We start from the raw sequence: 17,798 nt of genomic DNA, 5'->3' as shown, positions 1-17,798 counted from the left end.
ATATGTCGCGCTTTGCAGATAAAGTGGTGGTGATTACCGGAGCCGGATCCGGCATTGGTGCCGCAGCGGCGCAGCGTTTCGCCAGTGAAGGCGCACAGGTGGTGCTGGTGGGCAGAACCCGCGACAAGCTGGAACAGGTGCTGAGCACGCTGAGCGGCGAGAATCATCTGGTGGCACCCTGCGACGTCGGCGATGCGGATCAGGTTAAACAGCTGGCAGAGCAGGTGCAGCGCCAGTATGGGCGCGTGGATGTGCTGGTGAACAACGCCGGCAGCATCGTGCAGGGCAAAATTCACGAAGTGTCGATAGCGGACTGGAAGTCGCTGATGAGCACTGACCTCGACGGTGTATTTTACTGCACCCACTTCTTTATGCCCGCGCTGCTCAACAGTAAAGGCAACGTGGTGAATACCTCGTCGGTATCCGGACTGGGCGGCGACTGGGGCATGAGTGTCTACAACGCCGCCAAGGGCGCGGTGACCAATTTTACCCGCGCGCTGGCGATGGATTATGGCACGGACGGCGTGCGCGTTAACGCCGTTTGTCCCGGCTTTACCTTCACCGATCTCACCGAAGAGATGAAAAACGATGAGGCGCTGCTTGCACGCTTCTATGACCGTATTCCGCTGGGCCGCGCCGGTGAACCGGAAGATATCGCCAGCGCGATTGCTTTCATCGCCAGCGACGACGCGCGTTATATCACCGGCGTTAACCTGCCGGTCGATGGCGGTCTGACGGCGTCGAACGGCCAGCCGAAACAGGCGTGAGTGATAACAGGCGGAGGGGCAGGTGTAATGACACCGTCAATCCGCCTGCTAGTCGGTCATGGCTCACTCGCTTCGCCATCGTCACTCGCTGACACATAGCTGGCCGTATAACCGCCGTTCTCTAACGCCACGATTCTGGCAAAGCCAGACGCGCCAAAATGCATGCCGGCAATCACCGTATTTTCCGCTGCCACCTGCTGCAAAATACGCTGGCGCGTCTCGCTGGCCATGACGGGATCGATATCGAAGGCGATGGAAACCTGCGGGCAGGCCAGCTGTACAGGCGGGTAATGCACAATATCACCCCAGATCAATAAACGCTCGCCGTCTGAATCAATGCGAAACCCGCAATGTCCCGGGGTATGACCGGGCAACGCCAGCGCACGGATTCCCGGGCTGATCTCCTCATCCGTCATCAGCTGCAGCCGCGGGCCATAAGCCTGCAGCGTGCGCCGCACCAGCGCCGCGTTTAACTGCGCGCGTTCACTCAGCTGGCTGATCGCCGCATCATCCTGCCAGAAGGCGGCTTCGCTGTGGCTGAGGCAGAGCCGGGCATGGCGAAAGACCGGCTGACCCGCGCTGTCCAGCAAGCCGCCAATATGATCGGGGTGCGCATGGGTTAATAACAGGGTATCGATGTCGTCCGGCGTTACCCCGGCCAGCTGCAGATGAGGCAGTAATTTGCCGCTCTGCGCATCGCGTTTTCCCATCCCGGTATCCACCAGAATCACGCGTCCCTGACCGCGGATCAGATAACAAAACACATGGATGTCGCCCGGCTGTGCTATGCCTGCCTGACGTTGCAGATCGACCGCATCGTCGTGGTGGATATCCGTTAATAAACTCAGACTGGCTTGCATAGTGCCGTCGCTGATGGCGCTGACCTGGTATTTCCCTGTGGTGTGTGAAAATATTGCCTGGCTCATAATGATCTCAGTGCGCTAATTTATTCGTTCACGTTAAACAAAATAACGCGGCAATTTTCGCGGCGGATTTGCGCGATGATAATGCCGCGTCAGTGGCTGTCAGCGCGATAATGACGTTAACACCGTTAAGGTGACCAGTGTCATTTTTGACAGAGTTGAGACCCGGATTGTCATGGACATAAAAATTTTGCGCGCCTTTGCCACTGTGGCGGCGCTGGAGCATATTGGTCAGGCTGCGGAACGGTTACATATTTCGCCGTCACCGCTTAGCCGGCAAATTCAACAGCTGGAAAGCGAACTGGGGATGGTGCTGTTTCACCGTGAAAAGAAACGCCTGCGCCTGACGGATGAGGGTAAGCGCTTTCTCACCGAGGTGACGCCCTTTTTGCAGCATCACGAACGGCTAAAAGAGTATGCGCAGCATCTGCAGCAGGGTGACGTCGGGCGGCTGGATATTGGATATGTGGAGGCGGCTATTCACTCGCGCCTGCTGCCCGCGGCACTGGCGCGGCTGGCACCGGGGGCGGGCATTGATGTCCGGCTGCATGCGTTACGTTCCGCACAGCAAATTGCCCGGTTAGAGGCGGGGGCGATCGATATTGCCATTGTGCATACGCTGCCGCACGATGACGCGGATTTTGTGCATAAGAAGATCGCGACCGAACCGTTGCTGCTGGCGATGCCGGCGTCCAGTGCGCTGACCGCACCCGTGGCGGCTGATTTGCACGGCCGGGCGTGGATTGCCGACCAGGAAAATCTCAACCCTGCCGCGCGGGCGCGATTGCTGGCAGCCTGCCAGCGCGCCGGCTTTCAGCCGGATATTCGTTTTGAAGTGAATGGTCCGCTGGCCGCGCTTGCCTGCGTTGAAGCCGGGCTGGGTTTCACCCTGATCCAGCACAGCCTGGCGCGCATCGTTCCGGATAATGTCATCCTGCTGCCCGTGCCAGAGCTGGCGCTGGAGATTGTGCTGTATGCCGTCTGGCGCAGGCAGGATACCCGACCGTTAACGGCGCGTTTTCTGCAGCAGCTTTGCCTCACGCCCGCCGTGGCGCCGCGGTAAGCCTGAGCGGAGACGCATCAGCCGGCGACATCCTGCAGCGCTTCCTGTAAATCGTACCAGCGGAAACCAAAGCCGGACTCCTCCAGCCGTTTCGGCAGCACGTGCTGCCCGCCCAGCACCAGCACGGCGGATTCTCCCATCATCAGTTTGATGGCGCTGGCCGGGGTGCGCATAAAGGCCGGACGGTGCATCACCTCGCCCAGCGTGGCGGCGAACTGCTCGTTGCGCACCGCGTAAGGCGCCACCATGTTGAACGGGCCCTGCAACTGATCGTTATCGATCAACCACAGGATGGCGTTGACCAGATCGTCCACATGGATCCATGGCAGGTACTGTTTGCCGCTGCCAATCGGTCCGCCGACGCCAAGTTTGAACGGCAGCTTCATTTTGCTCAGCGCGCCACCCTCGCGCGCCAGCACCACGCCGGTGCGCAGCAGGCACACGCGGGTGCGCTCGCTTTGCGCCTTCAGCGCCAGCTGCTCCCAGCGGGCGCACAGGGTGTGGGTAAACTCCTCGTGGCCCGGATCGTCCTCGGTCACCACCACATCGCCGGTATCACCATAAAAGCCGGTGGCCGAGCCGGAAATCAACAGGCGCGGCGGATTGCTGCTGGCGTGGATCAGCGAGACGATCTGTTCAGTGATTTGCCAGCGGCTTTCGCACAGGCGCTGCTTCTGCTGCTCGGTCCAGCGCTTGTCGGCAATCGGTTCTCCCGCCAGATTGATGACGCCGTCAATAGCATTGAGATCGGACTGCTGGTTAATGCCCGACCACAGCATCACGCGCGCATCAAGTTTTTCCCGCGCGGCCACCACGTCACGCGTTACCACATTCACCTGATGGCCCAGCTGCAGCAGGCGCGGAATTAAATGGCGACCTATCAAGCCGGTACCACCGGTAATAAGCAGGTGCATGTTTAGTCTCCCTGTCATTAATTATCTGCTCTGAATTGAGCATAGAAGAGAAGTGCCGCTGCGGCGTGACAGCGCTTACGCTTATGATGAAAAACCGCCAGTTTGCCGTGGTCCTGCGGCAAAACATCGGACCAGCGCGCCATTGCCTTAGCCGGCAAAAATCGGTAAACATGATGCACACCTGACGCTTAGCCGAGGCAGCTGATGAACTATCCCGCCATTACGTTGTGGTCCGATTCCTGTTTTTTTAGCCCGTATGCCATGTCAGTTTATGTTGCGCTTACCGAGAAGGGCATTCCCTTTACGGTCAGGCGCGTTGACCTGTCGCGCAATGCACAGCTTGATGAGGAATACCGCGGCCTGTCGCTGACCTGCCGTGTGCCCACGCTGCAAATTGATGATGTCAGCCTGAATGAATCCTCGGCCATCGCCGAATATCTCGAAGAGCGTTTTCCGGCGCCGGAGTTTGAGCGCCTCTATCCGCGCGATCGCGAAAAACGTGCTCACGCGCGCGAAGTGCAGGCATGGCTGCGCAGCGATTTACTGGCGCTGCGCACGGAGCGGCCCACTGAAGTGCTGTTCGCTGCTGAACGCTTTGCTCCGCTCACGCCCGCTGGCGAACAGGCCGCCAGTAAACTGATTGCCGCGGTGCAGCGCCTGCTGCCGGACGGCCAGCAGAACCTGTTTGGCGAGTGGTCGATTGCCGACACCGACCTGGCGGTGATGATTAACCGGCTGGCGCTGCACGGCGATCCGCTGCCGGTGAAGCTGCAGCACTATGCAGAATTCCAGTGGCAGCGCGCCTCGGTGCAGCTGTGGCTGGCCGAGTCGGGTAAAGCACGCTAAAACCTTGCGGCGGCGAAAAGAACGCTTTACCTTAGCGCTCATTCTAATAAAGCATCGCAAACAGGCGCGTGCTGGGCACGCCGAAAACAGAGAAAGGGTTACCGGATGGTGGATCAAACGGCAGGTGACGGTATCGAGTGGGTGGATATCGTTAGCGAAGAAAACGAAGTGATTGCGCAGGCCAGCCGTGCGCAGATGCGTGCGCAATGTCTGCGCCATCGCGCTACCTATATTGTGGTGCACGACGGCATGGGCAAGATTCTGGTGCAACGCCGTACCGAGAGCAAAGATTTTATGCCGGGTATGCTGGATGCCACTGCGGGCGGCGTGGTGCAAAGCGGTGAAGACCTGCTGGAATCCGCCCGTCGTGAAGCGGAAGAGGAGCTCGGCATCGCTGATGTCCCGTTCGCCGAGCACGGCAAATTCTACTTCGAAGATCAGCACTGCCGCGTATGGGGTGGACTGTTCAGCTGCGTGTCGCACGGTCCGTTTGCCATGCAGGAAGAGGAAGTGGATGAAGTGTTCTGGATGACGCCGGAAGAGATCACCGCCCGCTGTGATGAATTCACCGATGATTCACTCAAAGCCCTGTCGCTGTGGCTGAGCCGCAACAGTGACGCGGTGCGCAGTAAGCAAAGCAGCGAAGCCTGATTCCTGCGCTTCCGCATTAAGGCACCCTAAGGGTGCCTTTTGTGTTTAATGCTGGCTGAGAATACGGGTGAGAATGTTCAGCGCCGTACTGAACTGGGCGTCCGGAATGGTTAGCGGATAAAGAAAGCGGATCACGTTGCTGTGCACGCCGCAGGTCAGCAGAATCAATCCTTCGGCCAGCGCCTGCTGCTGAATCGCTTTGGCGATCTCCGCCGAGGGCCGGCCGCTGGCGTCATGGAATTCCGCCGCCATCATCGAGCCATAACCGCGTACCTCGGCCAGCGCACGGCAGCCGGCGCCGTTCAACGCTTCCGCCAGCTGCGTACCGAGCCATTGCGCACGCTCGCACAAGTTTTCCTCACTGATAATATCCAGCACCGCATGCGCGGCGGCAATTGCCGGCGGATGGCCAGCATAAGTGCCGCCCAGACCGCCCGGCTCCGGTGCATCCATCACCGCGGCCCGGCCGCTCACCGCCGACAGCGGAAACCCGCCTGCCAGACTTTTCGCCAGTGTGATCAGATCCGGCTGCACCTCATAATATTCGCTGGCAAACAGCCTGCCGGTGCGCGCAAAACCGCTCTGTACTTCATCGGCGATCAGCAGGATGCCGTGGCGATCGCACAGCTGGCGCAGCGCCGTCACAAACTCTGGCGGCGCGACATAGAATCCGCCTTCGCCCTGAACCGGTTCAAAGATGATGGCCGCCACCTGCTGTGGCGCGATATCGCTGCGGAAAATCGTCTCCAGACTGTCGAGCGCATCGTGCACGCTGACGTTATGCAGCGCATTGGGGTAGCGCGCGTGAAACACCGGGCTGGCAAACGGGCCGAAGCCGGTTTTGTAAGGCAGCACTTTGCCGGTCAGCGCCATGGTCATATTGGTGCGACCGTGGAACGCGCCGCTGAAGGCGATAATCCCCGGGCGGCCGGTGGCTGCGCGCGCGATTTTCACCGCGTTCTCAACCGCCTCGGCGCCGGTAGAGAAGAAGGTGGTTTTCACAGCGCCTTCAATCGGCACCAGCGCATTCAGACGCTCCGCAAGGTGAATGTAGTTCTCATACGGCACGATTTGAAACGCGGTATGGGTGAAGCACGTCAGCTGCTGCTGTACCGCCGCCAGCACTTTGGGATGCCGGTGGCCGGTATTGAGCACCGCAATGCCGGCGGCGAAATCAATATATTCGCGCCCCTGCTGGTCCCACAGCGTGGCGTTTTCGGCTTTCGCCGCAAAGAAATCACACATCACGCCCACACCACGCGGCGTGGCCTGTAACCGACGGCTGTGCACATCACTGTTGCTCATTGCTGACCTCGTAAGTCGCGGGAGAGTGTAATCAGTGTTAGCGCGCAGGCGGGATTTTGCCAGTGCGTTTATACGGGCAGGGTTGTGGCGCAGGATAAAAAAAAGCACGCCCGGGCGGGCGTGCTGATGCGGAGCGGGGAAGGGGATTAGCCTTCAGCCTGCTGCGACTGAATCGCCGTCAGCGCAATGGTGTAGACAATATCATCGACCAGCGCACCGCGTGACAGGTCGTTAACCGGTTTGCGCATGCCCTGCAGCATCGGCCCGATGGAGATCAGGTCGGCAGAACGCTGCACCGCTTTGTAAGTGGTGTTACCGGTGTTGAGATCCGGGAAGATAAATACCGTCGCACGTCCGGCCACCGCTGAGTTCGGTGCTTTAGACTTGGCGACGTCTTCCATGATCGCGGCGTCGTACTGCAGCGGGCCGTCGATCACCAGATCCGGGCGTTTTTCCTGCGCAATGCGCGTTGCTTCACGCACTTTCTCCACGTCGCTACCGGCACCGGAGTTACCGGTAGAGTAGGAGATCATCGCTACGCGTGGATCGATGCCGAAGGCTTTGGCGGAGTCGGCGGACTGAATCGCGATCTCGGCCAGCTGTTCCGGATTAGGATCCGGGTTGATGGCGCAGTCACCGTACACCAGCACCTGCTCTGGCAGCAGCATGAAGAATACCGAGGAGACCAGCGAGCTGTTCGGCGCGGTTTTGATCAGCTGCAACGGCGGACGAATGGTGTTGGCGGTGGTGTGAACCGCGCCCGAGACCAGACCGTCAACTTCGCCGCTTTCCAGCATCATGGTGCCCAGCACCACGTTATCTTCCAGCTGCTCCTGCGCGACCACTTCGGTCATGCCTTTGCTCTTACGCAGCTCAACCAGGCGCGGCACGTAGTTGTCACGCACCACCTGCGGATCGACAATTTCAATGCCTTTGCCGAGCTCAACGCCCTGCGCTGCGGCCACGCGCTGAATCTCATCCGGATTGCCCAGCAGCACACAGGTGGCGATGCCGCGCTCGGCACAAATCGCCGCCGCTTTAACGGTACGCGGTTCGTCGCCTTCCGGCAGGACGATGCGCTTGCCGGCTTTACGCGCCAGTTCGGTGAGCTGATAGCGGAATGCCGGCGGTGACAGACGACGGCTGCGTTCGGATGTGGCGGTCAGCGATTCAACCCAGTCAGCATTGATAAAGCCGGCCACATACTCCTGCACTTTTTCGATGCGCTGCGTGTCGTCAGCCGGCACTTCCAGGTTAAAGCTCTGCAGGCTGAGCGAGGTTTGCCAGGTGTTGGTTTTTACCATGAACACCGGCAGGCCGGTCTGGAAGGCGCGTTCGCACAGACGGGCAATCGGCGCTTCAATCTGATAGCCGCCGGTCAGCAGCACCGCACCAATTTCGATGCCGTTCATCGCCGCCAGACAGGCCGCCACCAGCACGTCAGGACGGTCGGCTGAGGTCACCAGTAGCGAGCCCGGACGGAAGTGCTCCAGCATATGCGGGATGCTGCGCGCGCAGAAGGTGACGGATTTGACGCGACGCGTGTGGATTTCACCTTCGTTGATGATCTCCGCGTTGAGATGGCGGCACATATCAATGGCGCGCGTCGCGATCAGATCAAAGCTCCACGGCACGCAGCCCAGCACCGGCAGCGGGCTGTTGGCGAACAGTTGCTTAGGATCGATGTTGGCGATACTGGCTTTCGAGGAGTCGTCGAAAATTTCTGACAGATCCGGACGGGTACGGCCCTGCTCATCCACTGGCGCGTTGAGTTTGTTGATGATGACGCCGGTGATGTTTTTGTTTTTGCTGCCGCCGAAGCTGCTCTGCGTCAGTTCGATGCGCTCTTTCAGCTGTGCCGGTGAGTCGTTACCCAGCGACATGACGAAGACGATCTCCGCGTTCAGCGTTTTGGCAATTTCATAGTTCAGCGCCGAGGCAAACTGATGTTTGCGCGTCGGAACCAGGCCTTCCACCAGCACCACTTCCGCATCTTTGGCGTTGGCGTGGTAGTTGGCGATGATCTCTTCCATCAGCACATCCTGCTGGTTAGAACCCAGCAGCGACTCAACGCGAGACATTGGCAGCGGAACCGCGGCCGGAATAGCGGAGTTTTTGCGAATGATGGTGGTGGTCTGGTCTGGCGCATCGCCGCCAGCGCGCGGCTGGGCGATCGGTTTGAACACGCTCAGGCGCACGCCTTTGCGCTCCATGGCACGAATCACGCCAAGGCTGACGCTGGTCAGGCCGACGCTGGTGCCGGTAGGAATAAGCATAATTGTACGTGACACTATAGAAACCTCGCGGTGTTACAGGGTGTCAAAAACAACACCGTCAGCCGAAGCTGACGGAGAGAAACATTACGCGGTGAGGCGCGCGGCGTCCTGGGCGATGACCCACTCTTCATTGGTTGGAATCACCACCGCCGGGCGGGTACCTTCTTTATTGATGAAGCCGGACTTGCCGAAGCGTGCAGCCAGGTTGCGCTCGTGGTCAACCTCGAAGCCAAGCAGACCCAGTTTGTCCAGCGCCAGCTCACGCACCATCGCCGCGTTTTCACCGATACCGCCGGTAAACACCACCGCATCCAGACGGCCTTCCATCAGTGCGGTGTAGCTGCCGATGTACTTCGCCAGGCGGTGACAGAACACATCCATCGCACGTTTGGCATCGTCTTTGGTGGCGTAGTTATCTTCCACGTAACGGCAGTCGCTGGTGACTTCGGTCAGGCCGAGCAGGCCGGACTCTTTGGTCAGCAGTTTGTTGATCGCATCCACGCTCATGCCCAGCGTATCGTGCAGGAAGAAGACGATAGCCGGATCGATGTCACCGCTGCGGGTGCCCATCACCAGACCTTCCAGCGGCGTCAGACCCATTGAGGTATCTACGCACTGGCCGTTACGGATGGCCGCCACAGAACCGCCGTTGCCGAGATGGCAGGTGATGATGTTCAGCTCGCTGACCGGCTTGTTCAGCATTTTGGCGGCTTCCTGCGTCACATAGTAGTGACTGGTGCCGTGCGCGCCGTAGCGGCGCACGCCGTGCTCTTTATACAGGTTGTACGGCAGGGCATAGAGATAGGACTCTTCCGGCATAGTCTGATGGAAGGCGGTGTCGAAAACGGCGACATTTTTATCCGACAGGTGCGGGAAGTTTTTCATGGCTTCGTCGATACCGATCAGGTGCGCCGGATTGTGCAGTGGCGCGAAGGACGACGCGTCTTTGATGCCCTGAATGACGGACTCGTCAATCACCACCGATTGCGTCAGCTGCTCGCCGCCGTGAACGATACGATGGCCGATTGCAGCGATTTGTGCCGAAAGCTCTGGTTTTTGTGCCAGAATAGTTTTAACGATGAAGTTCAGCGCTTCGCTGTGCGCTGCGCCCGCGCCGAGCGGGGCTTCCTGTTTGCTGCCGTCCAGTTTCCACTTGATGCGCGCTTCCGGCAGGTGGAAACACTCCGCCAGACCGGAAAGGTATTCGTCACCGCTGGCTGGATTGAGAATGGCAAACTTAAGAGAGGAGCTGCCGCAGTTGAGGACCAGTACTAACTTCGTCGACATGGAAGTACCTATTTTGTTAAATAGTGGCTAAAAATAACGCAATCAGACTAACAGCGTAGCCTATGAAAGCTGGTAGATTAATGATTAACATCATGCGCTAGTCAAAAAAGAAACGACACGCAAAAAATTTCGGTAATTTTACGCAGATTTTTGAAATCCACGAAGCGAAACATGGCTCCAGCGCGCTCTTTTATTGAGCTGCGGCTTCCGGTAATGTTGCAAAAACGGCGTCAGAATACCCACTGTGACCCGCAAAGACAAAATCTTTTGAAGGATGTCACGTAAAGTTGTGTAGTTATAAAATTTTTTTAAATGTTGCAGTAATAGTTGAGGTCTACCATGGCGAATGACGCAGGCAATCCAGGCTGGTTCGGCTTATTTCAGCGCGGCCAGCACTACATGAAAACCTGGCCCGCCGACAAACGTCTGGCGCCGGTGTTTCCTGAGAACCGTGTGGTGACGGCAACCCGCTTTGCGATTCGCTTTATGCCACCGCTGGCCATTTTTACGCTGACGTGGCAAATCGCGCTCGGCGGGCAGCTCGGTCCGGCGATTGCCACCGCGCTGTTTGCCTGTAGCCTGCCGATGCAGGGATTATGGTGGCTGGGTAAACGTTCCGTCACGCCGCTGCCGCCAACGCTGCTGCACTGGTTCCACGAAGTGCGCGCCAAACTGGAAGAGGCCGGACAGGCCATTGCCCCCGTCGACGGCAAGCCGACTTACCAGGCGCTGGCGGATGTGCTCAAGCGTGCTTTTAAGCAGCTCGACCGTACTTTCCTCGACGATCTTTGATCAAATGGCGCTTTTCTCTGCCAGAGAATTTGCGCCCAATCCCGGTTCAAATCAAAGAATAGTGATGCGGACATACACGCATCGCTTTCGTTGTGTAATCATTTCTGCATTGTTTAAATCTTAAGCGGCCCTGCGGCCCGGGAGTAAACCATGGAAATGACCCATGCACAGCGACTGATTCTTTCTAATCAATACCAGATGATGGCGATGCTTGAGCCGGATAACGCCGAGCGCTATCGCCGCTATCAGACCATTATTGAACGCGGCTATGGACTGCAATTGCGCGAGCTGGACAAAGAGTTCGGCGAGCTGAGCGAGGCGACCTGCCGTACGCTGATCGACATTATGGAAATGCATCATGCGCTGCATGTTTCCTGGTCCAATCACAAAGCGCCGTGCAACATTGAAGAGCGTCGCCTGGCGTTTCTCGGCTTCGACGCGGCCACCGAAGCGCGTTACCTCGGCTATGTGCGCTTTATGGTTAATGTGGAAGGGCGCTATACCCATTTCGATTCCGGCACCCACGGCTTCAATGCGCAAACCCCGATGTGGGAAAAATACCAACGCATGCTGGCGGTGTGGCACACTTGTCCGCGTCAGTATCACCTCAGCGAGAATGAGATCGCGCAAATCCTCAATGCCTGAATAAGGAGCAACGTGTGAAGTACAGGGGTTTTCTGTTTGATTTAGACGGGACGCTGGTGGATTCACTGCCGGCCGTGAATCGCGCCTGGTCAAGCTGGGGCGCGCGCCACGGCCTGGCCGCGCAGCAGGTGCTGGACTACATTCACGGCAAACCGGCGATCAACTCGCTGCGCCACTTTATGGCGGGCCAGTCTGAAGCGGCGATCCAGGCCGAATTTCGCTGGCTGGAGCAGCTGGAAGCAGAAGACACGGCAGGCGTGCAGGCGATTGCCGGTGCCCACGCGTTGCTGGCTACCCTGAACGCACTCGACATTCCCTGGGCGATTGTGACCTCGGGATCGATCCCGGTGGCGCACGCCCGCCACAAAGCGGCCGGCTTACCGCTGCCGGAGGTATTTATTACCGCCGAGGACATTAAATTCGGTAAGCCCAATCCTGAACCTTATTTGCTGGGTGCTGAGCGGCTCGGGCTTTCTGCGCCAGAATGCGTGGTGGTGGAAGATGCACCGGCGGGCATTATCGCCGGGCTGGAAGCGGGCAGCGCCGTGGTGGCGGTCAATCCGCCGGCCGATGCGCCACGCCTGAGTGAAGTCGCGCTGCAGGTGGAAAATCTGCAGCCGCTGCACATCAGTAAACAGCCGGACGGTTATTTCAGCGTGACGCTCCGCGCCTGAAACAGCCTACGCTGAGCGGCGCAGGTTACAGCGGCGTATCCTGAGAAATTTCATCCAGCGACAGGCTGAAGCTGGGGATGAAGACTTCAACGAAGTAATCCATCTCCGGCGATCGCCGCTGCGCCAGCGTCTTCTCCAGACGAGCTTTGGCCAGCAGAAACTCGTTGTTGCCGGCCGACAGTTCTTCAAGGCACTTAAGGTAGGCGCACAGCGCATCAGCCTGTTTCACCACCGCCTGCTCGCTCTCGCTATGCAGGTGCTCATCCAGTAGCGGACGATACGCGTCCTGCAACTCAGGCGGCAGCATCTCAATCAGCTTGTGCTGCGCAATCTTTTCAATCTTCTTGTATTCATGGGCAATCTGCGCGTTGTAGTACTTCACCGGCGTGGGCAGGTCGCCGGTCAGCACTTCGCTGGCATCGTGATACAGCGCCAGCATGGCGATGCGATCGGCATTCAGATTGCCGTTAAATTTTTTGTTTTTAATGATGGCCAGCGCATGCGCCACCATGGCGACCTGCAGACTGTGCTCGGAGACATTTTCCGTGCGCACATTGCGCATCAGCGGCCAGCGGTTGATGAGTTTCAGGCGGGAGAGGTGGGCGAAAAAGTGGCTACGGGTCATGGACGGTTCCTGTTGCACGGCGGGGAGCTTGTGCGGCTCCCCGAAAGTCAAACAGTATACGCGTCACAGATTACTGGCGATAGCCTTGCAGGAAGCGACCAAACTTGTTGATCGCCATCTCGAGGTCGTCCACGCGCGGCAGGGTAACGATGCGCACGTGATCCGGCCACGGCCAGTTAAAGGCAGTGCCCTGCACCAGCAGCACTTTTTCCTGCAGCAGGAAATCCAGCACCATTTTCTGGTCGTCCATGATGTTGAATTTCTTCGCATCGATGCGCGGGAACATATAGAGCGCGCCCTGCGGCTTCACGCAGCTGACGCCGGGAATATCGTTAATCAGTTCCCAGGCGCGCTGGCGCTGCTCGAACAGCCGTCCACCCGGCGCGATAAACTCGCTGATGCTCTGATAGCCGCCCAGCGCAGTCTGAATGGCATGCTGTGCCGGCACGTTAGCGCACAGACGCATCGAGGCCAGCATCTCCAGACCTTCGATATAGCCTTTGGCGTGCTTCTTCGGTCCGTTCAGTACCATCCAGCCCTGGCGGAAACCGGCCACGCGGTAGGTTTTGGACAGCCCGTTGAAGGTCACGGTCAGCAGATCCGGTGCCAGCGCGGCAATCGAATGATGCTGGGCTTCGTCATACAGAATCTTGTCGTAGATCTCGTCGGCGAAGATGATCAGGTTATGCTGGCGGGCGATCTCCACAATCTCCAGCAGCAGCTCTTTGCTGTACACCGCACCGGTCGGGTTGTTGGGGTTGATGATCACGATCCCGCGGGTACGCGGCGTGATTTTGCTGCGGATATCATCCAGATCCGGGAACCAGCCCGCGGATTCGTCGCACAGATAGTGCACCGCTTTGCCGCTCGACAGCGAAACCGCCGCCGTCCACAGCGGATAATCTGGCGCGGGCACCAGCATCTCATCGCCGGTGTTCAGCAGCGCCTGCATTGCCTGCACGATCAGTTCAGACACACCGTTGCCAATATAGATATCTTCTACCGTAACGTCGCGCATGTCGCGCGCCTGGTAGTGCTGCATGATGGCTTTACGTGCTGAATAGAGGCCTTTCGAGTCGCAATAGCCTTGCGCGCCCGGCAGGTTACGAATCACGTCTACCAGGATTTCATCAGGGGCTTCAAAACCAAACGGGGCAGGGTTGCCGATGTTGAGTTTGAGAACTTTGTTGCCTTCTTCTTCGAGACGTTTAGCTTCTTTCAGTACCGGGCCACGAATGTCGTAACAGACATTTTCCAGCTTGCCGGATTTATCAATTTGAAAATTCATCGTTACCGCCTTAATGGGCAGAGTCCTTTTAACCTGCCACTAAAATCAAACCTGCTCAATTTACTCCTCTCACCGTAACAAAAGAAGGGCAGCGCTGGGTTTTGGCGCGATAGCCAGGCTTTGCCGGATTCAGTGGCGCGAAACGCATTTTTAACTATTAAAACTGGTTTAATTATCTATTAAAATGGCAGGAGCCAACATTAAATGCTTGCGCTGATCGGGTCGCCTGTAAACCGGGATATCCAGCCGCGCGCCGCGCCATTCAGCAATTTTTCATTTAACTGCGGTCTGAGGAATGGTTAGCGACTTGATGAAATAGTTAAAGGAATCTTGTTAGATGCCGAAAAAATGTGCAGCAATGATTAAGCACTATCTGGCATGAGGCGATGACGATGGTTATTTGCTTTGCGAAGCGGTTGAAACCAGGCCCCGTCAGCCGGGGATAAAACCGCGTGGCAGCGGCTTAAATAGCATTTACGCTGTCACTTTAACGCTTATCATTCAGTTTAAGAACCAGGCGGGTTAAAAAATCAGCAGCGTTGTGGCAGGATGTGCCGGAAATGGCTTTTGGTCAAAAATTACGATGTTTTGAACAAAAACATTTCCATTTATAGCGTAAAAATGATTAAGTATAATTTATTATTTGATGCACTTTATCGCTTCGCATCAGCATAACAAGATGTTATTCCTTTTTGCCCCGCAGGACAGTTTGGCGGGAAACCAGGCAACTACACAGCTTCCAGCAACGTTCTACTGACGTCCCTGGCCCAGGAAGTTGTTCTGACTTTTACGACGCCATTGCCCGTTTTGCGGTGATGTGTTCGTCGGCATCCGCCTGACTCGATTTTTTCATGAGCGCCTTCACACAGGGCGATCATTAAGCACCATTACCACTTATCTCTTTGATAAGTATGGTAATACACCAGGGTAGTAGTTTCAAAAAATCTTATAAGTGAAGAAATAACATGACTAATGCAAATCGTCCGATACTGAATCTCGACCTCGATCTGCTGCGTACTTTTGTCGCCGTTGCTGACCTGAATACCTTTGCAGCCGCCGCTGCAGCAGTATGCAGAACGCAATCAGCCGTAAGCCAGCAGATGCAACGTCTGGAACAATTGGTAGGTAAAGAGCTGTTTGCCAGACATGGACGTAATAAATTGCTGACTGAGCATGGCATTCAGCTGCTTGGCTACGCCAGGAAGATCCTGCGTTTCAACGATGAAGCCTGCACTTCTTTAATGTACAGCAATATCCAGGGCGTGCTGACGATTGGCGCGTCTGACGATACCTCTGATACCATTCTGCCGTTTCTGCTTAACCGCGTAACGTCAGTGTATCCGAAACTGGCAATCGACGTCCGCGTGAAGCGTAATCCGTTTATGATGGAGATGCTGAACCAGGGCGAAGTGGATCTGGTGGTGACCACCTCCAGTCCGGGTAACTTCACCTACCAGGTGCTGCGCACCTCGCCAACGCTGTGGTACTGCGCGGCAGATTACATTTTCCAGCGCGGTGAAGCCATTCCGCTGGTGCTGCTGGATGAGCCAAGCCCGTACCGTGACATGGCGATCGATCATCTCAACGAAGCGGGTATCCCGTGGCGTATCTCCTACGTGGCTTCCACGCTGGCGGCGGTACGTGCGGCGGTAAAAGCGGGGCTGGGTGTCACCGCGCGTCCGGTTGAAATGATGAGCCCGGAGTTGCGCGTGATGGGGGCGGCAGAAGGCCTGCCGGTGCTACCGGATACGCAATATCTGCTGTGCCGTAATCCGGACAGCGATAATGAGCTGGCACTGGCCATCTTCAACGCGATGCAGTCCACTAACGATCCTTACAATCTGAGCGCGAATCCGGACGGTACGCTGCTGCTGGATGATGAAGAGTAAGGTTGACCGTTACTGGTAATCCGTCACAACCGGCATGCCAGATAATTGTTAAAAGTTAGAGAAAAGAGCCTTAGCCTGATGAAAATCAGCTAAGGCTTTTTTTATGGCGGTTATTTCCGCTTTTTTAGCACGATTAGCACCTGATAATTTCACTAACTTCCTGAAAAGTGAAATGTGTTTCGTTTTCATCCTGCGCGGAATTTATTTATCATTTCGTGCCAACTTTATCTCCGTCTTTCGTCAGACCGCCTGCCGGTTTTTCCAGCAAAAAACGTCAATATGTGTTCTGGATCAAAAAAATACCCCCGATAAGGGGGGGGAAATCCGCGCAAGACCTGTCAAACTATGATTGTTAAACGCACGATCCATGCATGTGAATACCCGCTACACTGAAATTAACCGTACAAACTGAAGCGATTTAGCTGGCGCTCAAGGGTGCATATGTTAATAATATGATGCGGGTGTAAATTAATGTTTGGATACTTTTGTCAAAGTTGACAAAAGGTTATAGAAAGGAGTAAAAAACCCCATAAAATTGCTGCTTAATTGATAAAGACAGCAAAGTTTATAAGGTTTTTTATCCTTCCCTTGAATCGATGTGGTGTGTTTGCTGCGACAGTGCAGGATGCCATCGCCACTTTTGATGAGTAAGCAAAGAGTATGTCAACAACCACAGAAGTCATCGCTCATCACTGGGCGTTTATTGTTTTCATTGTTATCGCGTTTGGCCTGTGTGCCTTTATGTTAACCGGTGGCTGGTTGTTAGGTGGACGTGCACGCGCGCGCCATAAAGACACGCCGTTTGAATCCGGTATCGAATCCGTCGGTGATACCCATATCCGCCTCTCGGCAAAATTCTATCTGGTTGCGATGTTTTTCGTCATTTTCGACGTCGAAGCCCTCTATCTATACGCATGGTCGACCTCCATTCGCGAAAGCGGCTGGGTCGGCTTTGTCGAAGCCGCAATTTTCATTTTGGTGCTCCTGGCAGGCCTGGTTTATCTGGTGCGCATCGGTGCGCTGGATTGGGCGCCTGCGCGTCGTCGCGTAGTCGTCAAATCGAGCCCGGTCAGCCACAGTCACACCAACCCTCATAAGCAGTAAAAGCGAGGCAATAAGATGGACTACACGCTGACACGCGTAGACCCGAACGGGGGCGATAACGACCGTTATCCCCTGCAGAAACAGGAGATTGTTACCGATCCTCTGGAGCAGCACGTTCATCGCAGCGTCTATATGGGCAAGCTCGAGCACGCCCTGCATGACATGGTGAACTGGGGTCGTAAAAACTCTCTCTGGCCGTATAACTTCGGCCTTTCCTGTTGCTACGTGGAAATGACCACGTCATTCACCGCAGTACATGATGTGGCGCGTTTCGGTGCGGAAGTAATGCGCGCCTCGCCACGTCAGGCTGACTTTATGGTGATCGCCGGTACGCCGTTTACCAAAATGGCGCCGGTGATTCAGCGTTTGTATGATCAGATGCTGGAACCAAAATGGGTGATTTCGATGGGGGCCTGCGCCAATTCCGGCGGCATGTATGACATCTATTCGGTGGTGCAGGGTGTGGATAAATTCCTGCCGGTTGATGTGTATATCCCGGGTTGTCCGCCACGTCCGGAAGCTTACATGCAGGCGCTGCTGCTGCTGCGTGAGTCCATCGGCAAAGAACGTCGTCCACTCTCGTGGGTGGTTGGCGATCAGGGCGTGTATCGCGCCAATATGCAGTCTGAGCGTGAAAGAAAGCGTGGTGAGCGTATTGCCGTCACCAACCTGAGAACCCCAGACGAAGTTTAAGCACCCCGTACACGGATGGAGCCACGGCCGCAGCAGATAATGACAACGTAGTGTGT

17 protein-coding genes are annotated in these 17,798 nt (G+C 56.6%); 10 read left to right on the top strand and 7 right to left on the bottom strand.

All coding sequences use genetic code 11. The annotated features are described in order from the left end of the window. Nucleotides 1-2 precede the first annotated feature (2 nt). Nucleotides 3-767: an SDR family NAD(P)-dependent oxidoreductase gene (locus tag KOL70_RS08785; RefSeq protein WP_215480519.1), complete on the top strand. Its 765-nt coding sequence runs from the start codon at nt 3-5 to the stop codon at nt 765-767. A gap of 56 nt (nt 768-823) precedes the next feature. On the opposite strand, the gene KOL70_RS08780 is transcribed toward KOL70_RS08785, so the two are convergent. Continuing rightward, nucleotides 824-1,693: an MBL fold metallo-hydrolase gene (locus KOL70_RS08780; protein ID WP_215480518.1), complete on the bottom strand. Its 870-nt coding sequence runs from the start codon at nt 1,691-1,693 to the stop codon at nt 824-826. A gap of 172 nt (nt 1,694-1,865) precedes the next feature. On the opposite strand from KOL70_RS08780, the gene KOL70_RS08775 reads away from it, so the two are divergent. Beyond that, nucleotides 1,866-2,753 carry a LysR family transcriptional regulator gene (locus KOL70_RS08775; RefSeq protein WP_215480517.1) on the top strand — a complete coding sequence of 296 codons (888 nt, stop codon included), beginning with the start codon at nt 1,866-1,868 and terminating at the stop codon, nt 2,751-2,753. Between the two features lie 17 nt (nt 2,754-2,770). Here KOL70_RS08775 and KOL70_RS08770 read toward each other — a convergent pair whose 3' ends face one another. Next, a complete protein-coding gene (locus KOL70_RS08770) occupies nt 2,771-3,667 on the bottom strand; it encodes a TIGR01777 family oxidoreductase (protein ID WP_215480516.1) in 897 nt (298 codons plus the stop codon). A gap of 204 nt (nt 3,668-3,871) precedes the next feature. Here KOL70_RS08770 and yfcF point away from each other — a divergent pair, with 204 nt between their 5' ends. Both yfcF and yfcD read left to right on the top strand, forming a co-directional pair. After that, complete coding sequence (gene yfcF, locus KOL70_RS08765; protein WP_058758433.1) at nt 3,872-4,513, top strand: glutathione transferase; 642 nt, start codon at nt 3,872-3,874, stop codon at nt 4,511-4,513. 105 nt (nt 4,514-4,618) lie between these two features. Continuing rightward, nucleotides 4,619-5,164: an NUDIX hydrolase YfcD gene (gene yfcD, locus KOL70_RS08760; RefSeq protein ID WP_021509200.1), complete on the top strand. Its 546-nt coding sequence runs from the start codon at nt 4,619-4,621 to the stop codon at nt 5,162-5,164. A 45-nt stretch (nt 5,165-5,209) separates the two neighbouring features. Here yfcD and KOL70_RS08755 read toward each other — a convergent pair whose 3' ends face one another. The 3 genes from KOL70_RS08755 to ackA form a co-directional block, all read right to left on the bottom strand. Beyond that, nucleotides 5,210-6,469 carry a 4-aminobutyrate--2-oxoglutarate transaminase gene (locus KOL70_RS08755; RefSeq protein WP_058769908.1) on the bottom strand — a complete coding sequence of 420 codons (1,260 nt, stop codon included), beginning with the start codon at nt 6,467-6,469 and terminating at the stop codon, nt 5,210-5,212. Between the two features lie 146 nt (nt 6,470-6,615). Next, nucleotides 6,616-8,760 (bottom strand): phosphate acetyltransferase, encoded by a 2,145-nt coding sequence (pta, locus tag KOL70_RS08750; RefSeq protein WP_176428128.1) that lies wholly within the window; start codon nt 8,758-8,760, stop codon nt 6,616-6,618. A gap of 69 nt (nt 8,761-8,829) precedes the next feature. Continuing rightward, nucleotides 8,830-10,032, bottom strand: coding sequence for an acetate kinase (gene ackA / locus KOL70_RS08745; protein WP_021509203.1), 1,203 nt, complete (start codon nt 10,030-10,032; stop codon nt 8,830-8,832). A 339-nt stretch (nt 10,033-10,371) separates the two neighbouring features. Here ackA and yfbV point away from each other — a divergent pair, with 339 nt between their 5' ends. The 3 genes from yfbV (at nt 10,372) to KOL70_RS08730 (ending at nt 12,143) form a co-directional block, all read left to right on the top strand. Continuing rightward, the gene (gene yfbV, locus KOL70_RS08740) at nt 10,372-10,824 is read left to right on the top strand and encodes a terminus macrodomain insulation protein YfbV (RefSeq protein ID WP_021509204.1); all 453 of its coding nucleotides are present in this window, start codon (nt 10,372-10,374) and stop codon (nt 10,822-10,824) included. Between the two features lie 150 nt (nt 10,825-10,974). Next, a complete protein-coding gene (locus KOL70_RS08735; protein WP_021509205.1) occupies nt 10,975-11,469 on the top strand; it encodes a YfbU family protein in 495 nt (164 codons plus the stop codon). A gap of 14 nt (nt 11,470-11,483) precedes the next feature. Beyond that, nucleotides 11,484-12,143 carry a sugar phosphatase gene (locus tag KOL70_RS08730; protein WP_021509206.1) on the top strand — a complete coding sequence of 220 codons (660 nt, stop codon included), beginning with the start codon at nt 11,484-11,486 and terminating at the stop codon, nt 12,141-12,143. 25 nt (nt 12,144-12,168) lie between these two features. Here KOL70_RS08730 and yfbR read toward each other — a convergent pair whose 3' ends face one another. Continuing rightward, nucleotides 12,169-12,768: a 5'-deoxynucleotidase gene (gene yfbR / locus KOL70_RS08725; protein ID WP_021509207.1), complete on the bottom strand. Its 600-nt coding sequence runs from the start codon at nt 12,766-12,768 to the stop codon at nt 12,169-12,171. 70 nt (nt 12,769-12,838) lie between these two features. Continuing rightward, nucleotides 12,839-14,056: a pyridoxal phosphate-dependent aminotransferase gene (locus KOL70_RS08720; RefSeq protein WP_215480515.1), complete on the bottom strand. Its 1,218-nt coding sequence runs from the start codon at nt 14,054-14,056 to the stop codon at nt 12,839-12,841. Nucleotides 14,057-15,021: 965 nt separating this feature from the next. Between KOL70_RS08720 and lrhA the strand changes: the two genes are divergently transcribed. The 3 genes from lrhA to KOL70_RS08705 all read left to right on the top strand — a co-directional run bounded on the left by lrhA (nt 15,022) and on the right by KOL70_RS08705 (nt 17,742). Next, a complete protein-coding gene (gene lrhA, locus KOL70_RS08715) occupies nt 15,022-15,945 on the top strand; it encodes a transcriptional regulator LrhA (protein ID WP_021509211.1) in 924 nt (307 codons plus the stop codon). 660 nt (nt 15,946-16,605) lie between these two features. Further along, nucleotides 16,606-17,049, top strand: coding sequence for an NADH-quinone oxidoreductase subunit A (locus tag KOL70_RS08710; RefSeq protein ID WP_021509213.1), 444 nt, complete (start codon nt 16,606-16,608; stop codon nt 17,047-17,049). Between the two features lie 15 nt (nt 17,050-17,064). Then, the gene (locus tag KOL70_RS08705) at nt 17,065-17,742 is read left to right on the top strand and encodes an NADH-quinone oxidoreductase subunit B family protein (RefSeq protein WP_021509214.1); all 678 of its coding nucleotides are present in this window, start codon (nt 17,065-17,067) and stop codon (nt 17,740-17,742) included. The last annotated feature ends 56 nt before the right edge of the window (nt 17,743-17,798 follow it).

It is taken from the genome of Pantoea sp. B270 (assembly GCF_018726825.1).
Classification (GTDB): domain Bacteria; phylum Pseudomonadota; class Gammaproteobacteria; order Enterobacterales; family Enterobacteriaceae; genus Pantoea; species Pantoea dispersa.
The sequence above is the reverse complement of the archived record's forward strand: the minus strand, read 5'-3'. Positions and strand labels throughout refer to the sequence as shown.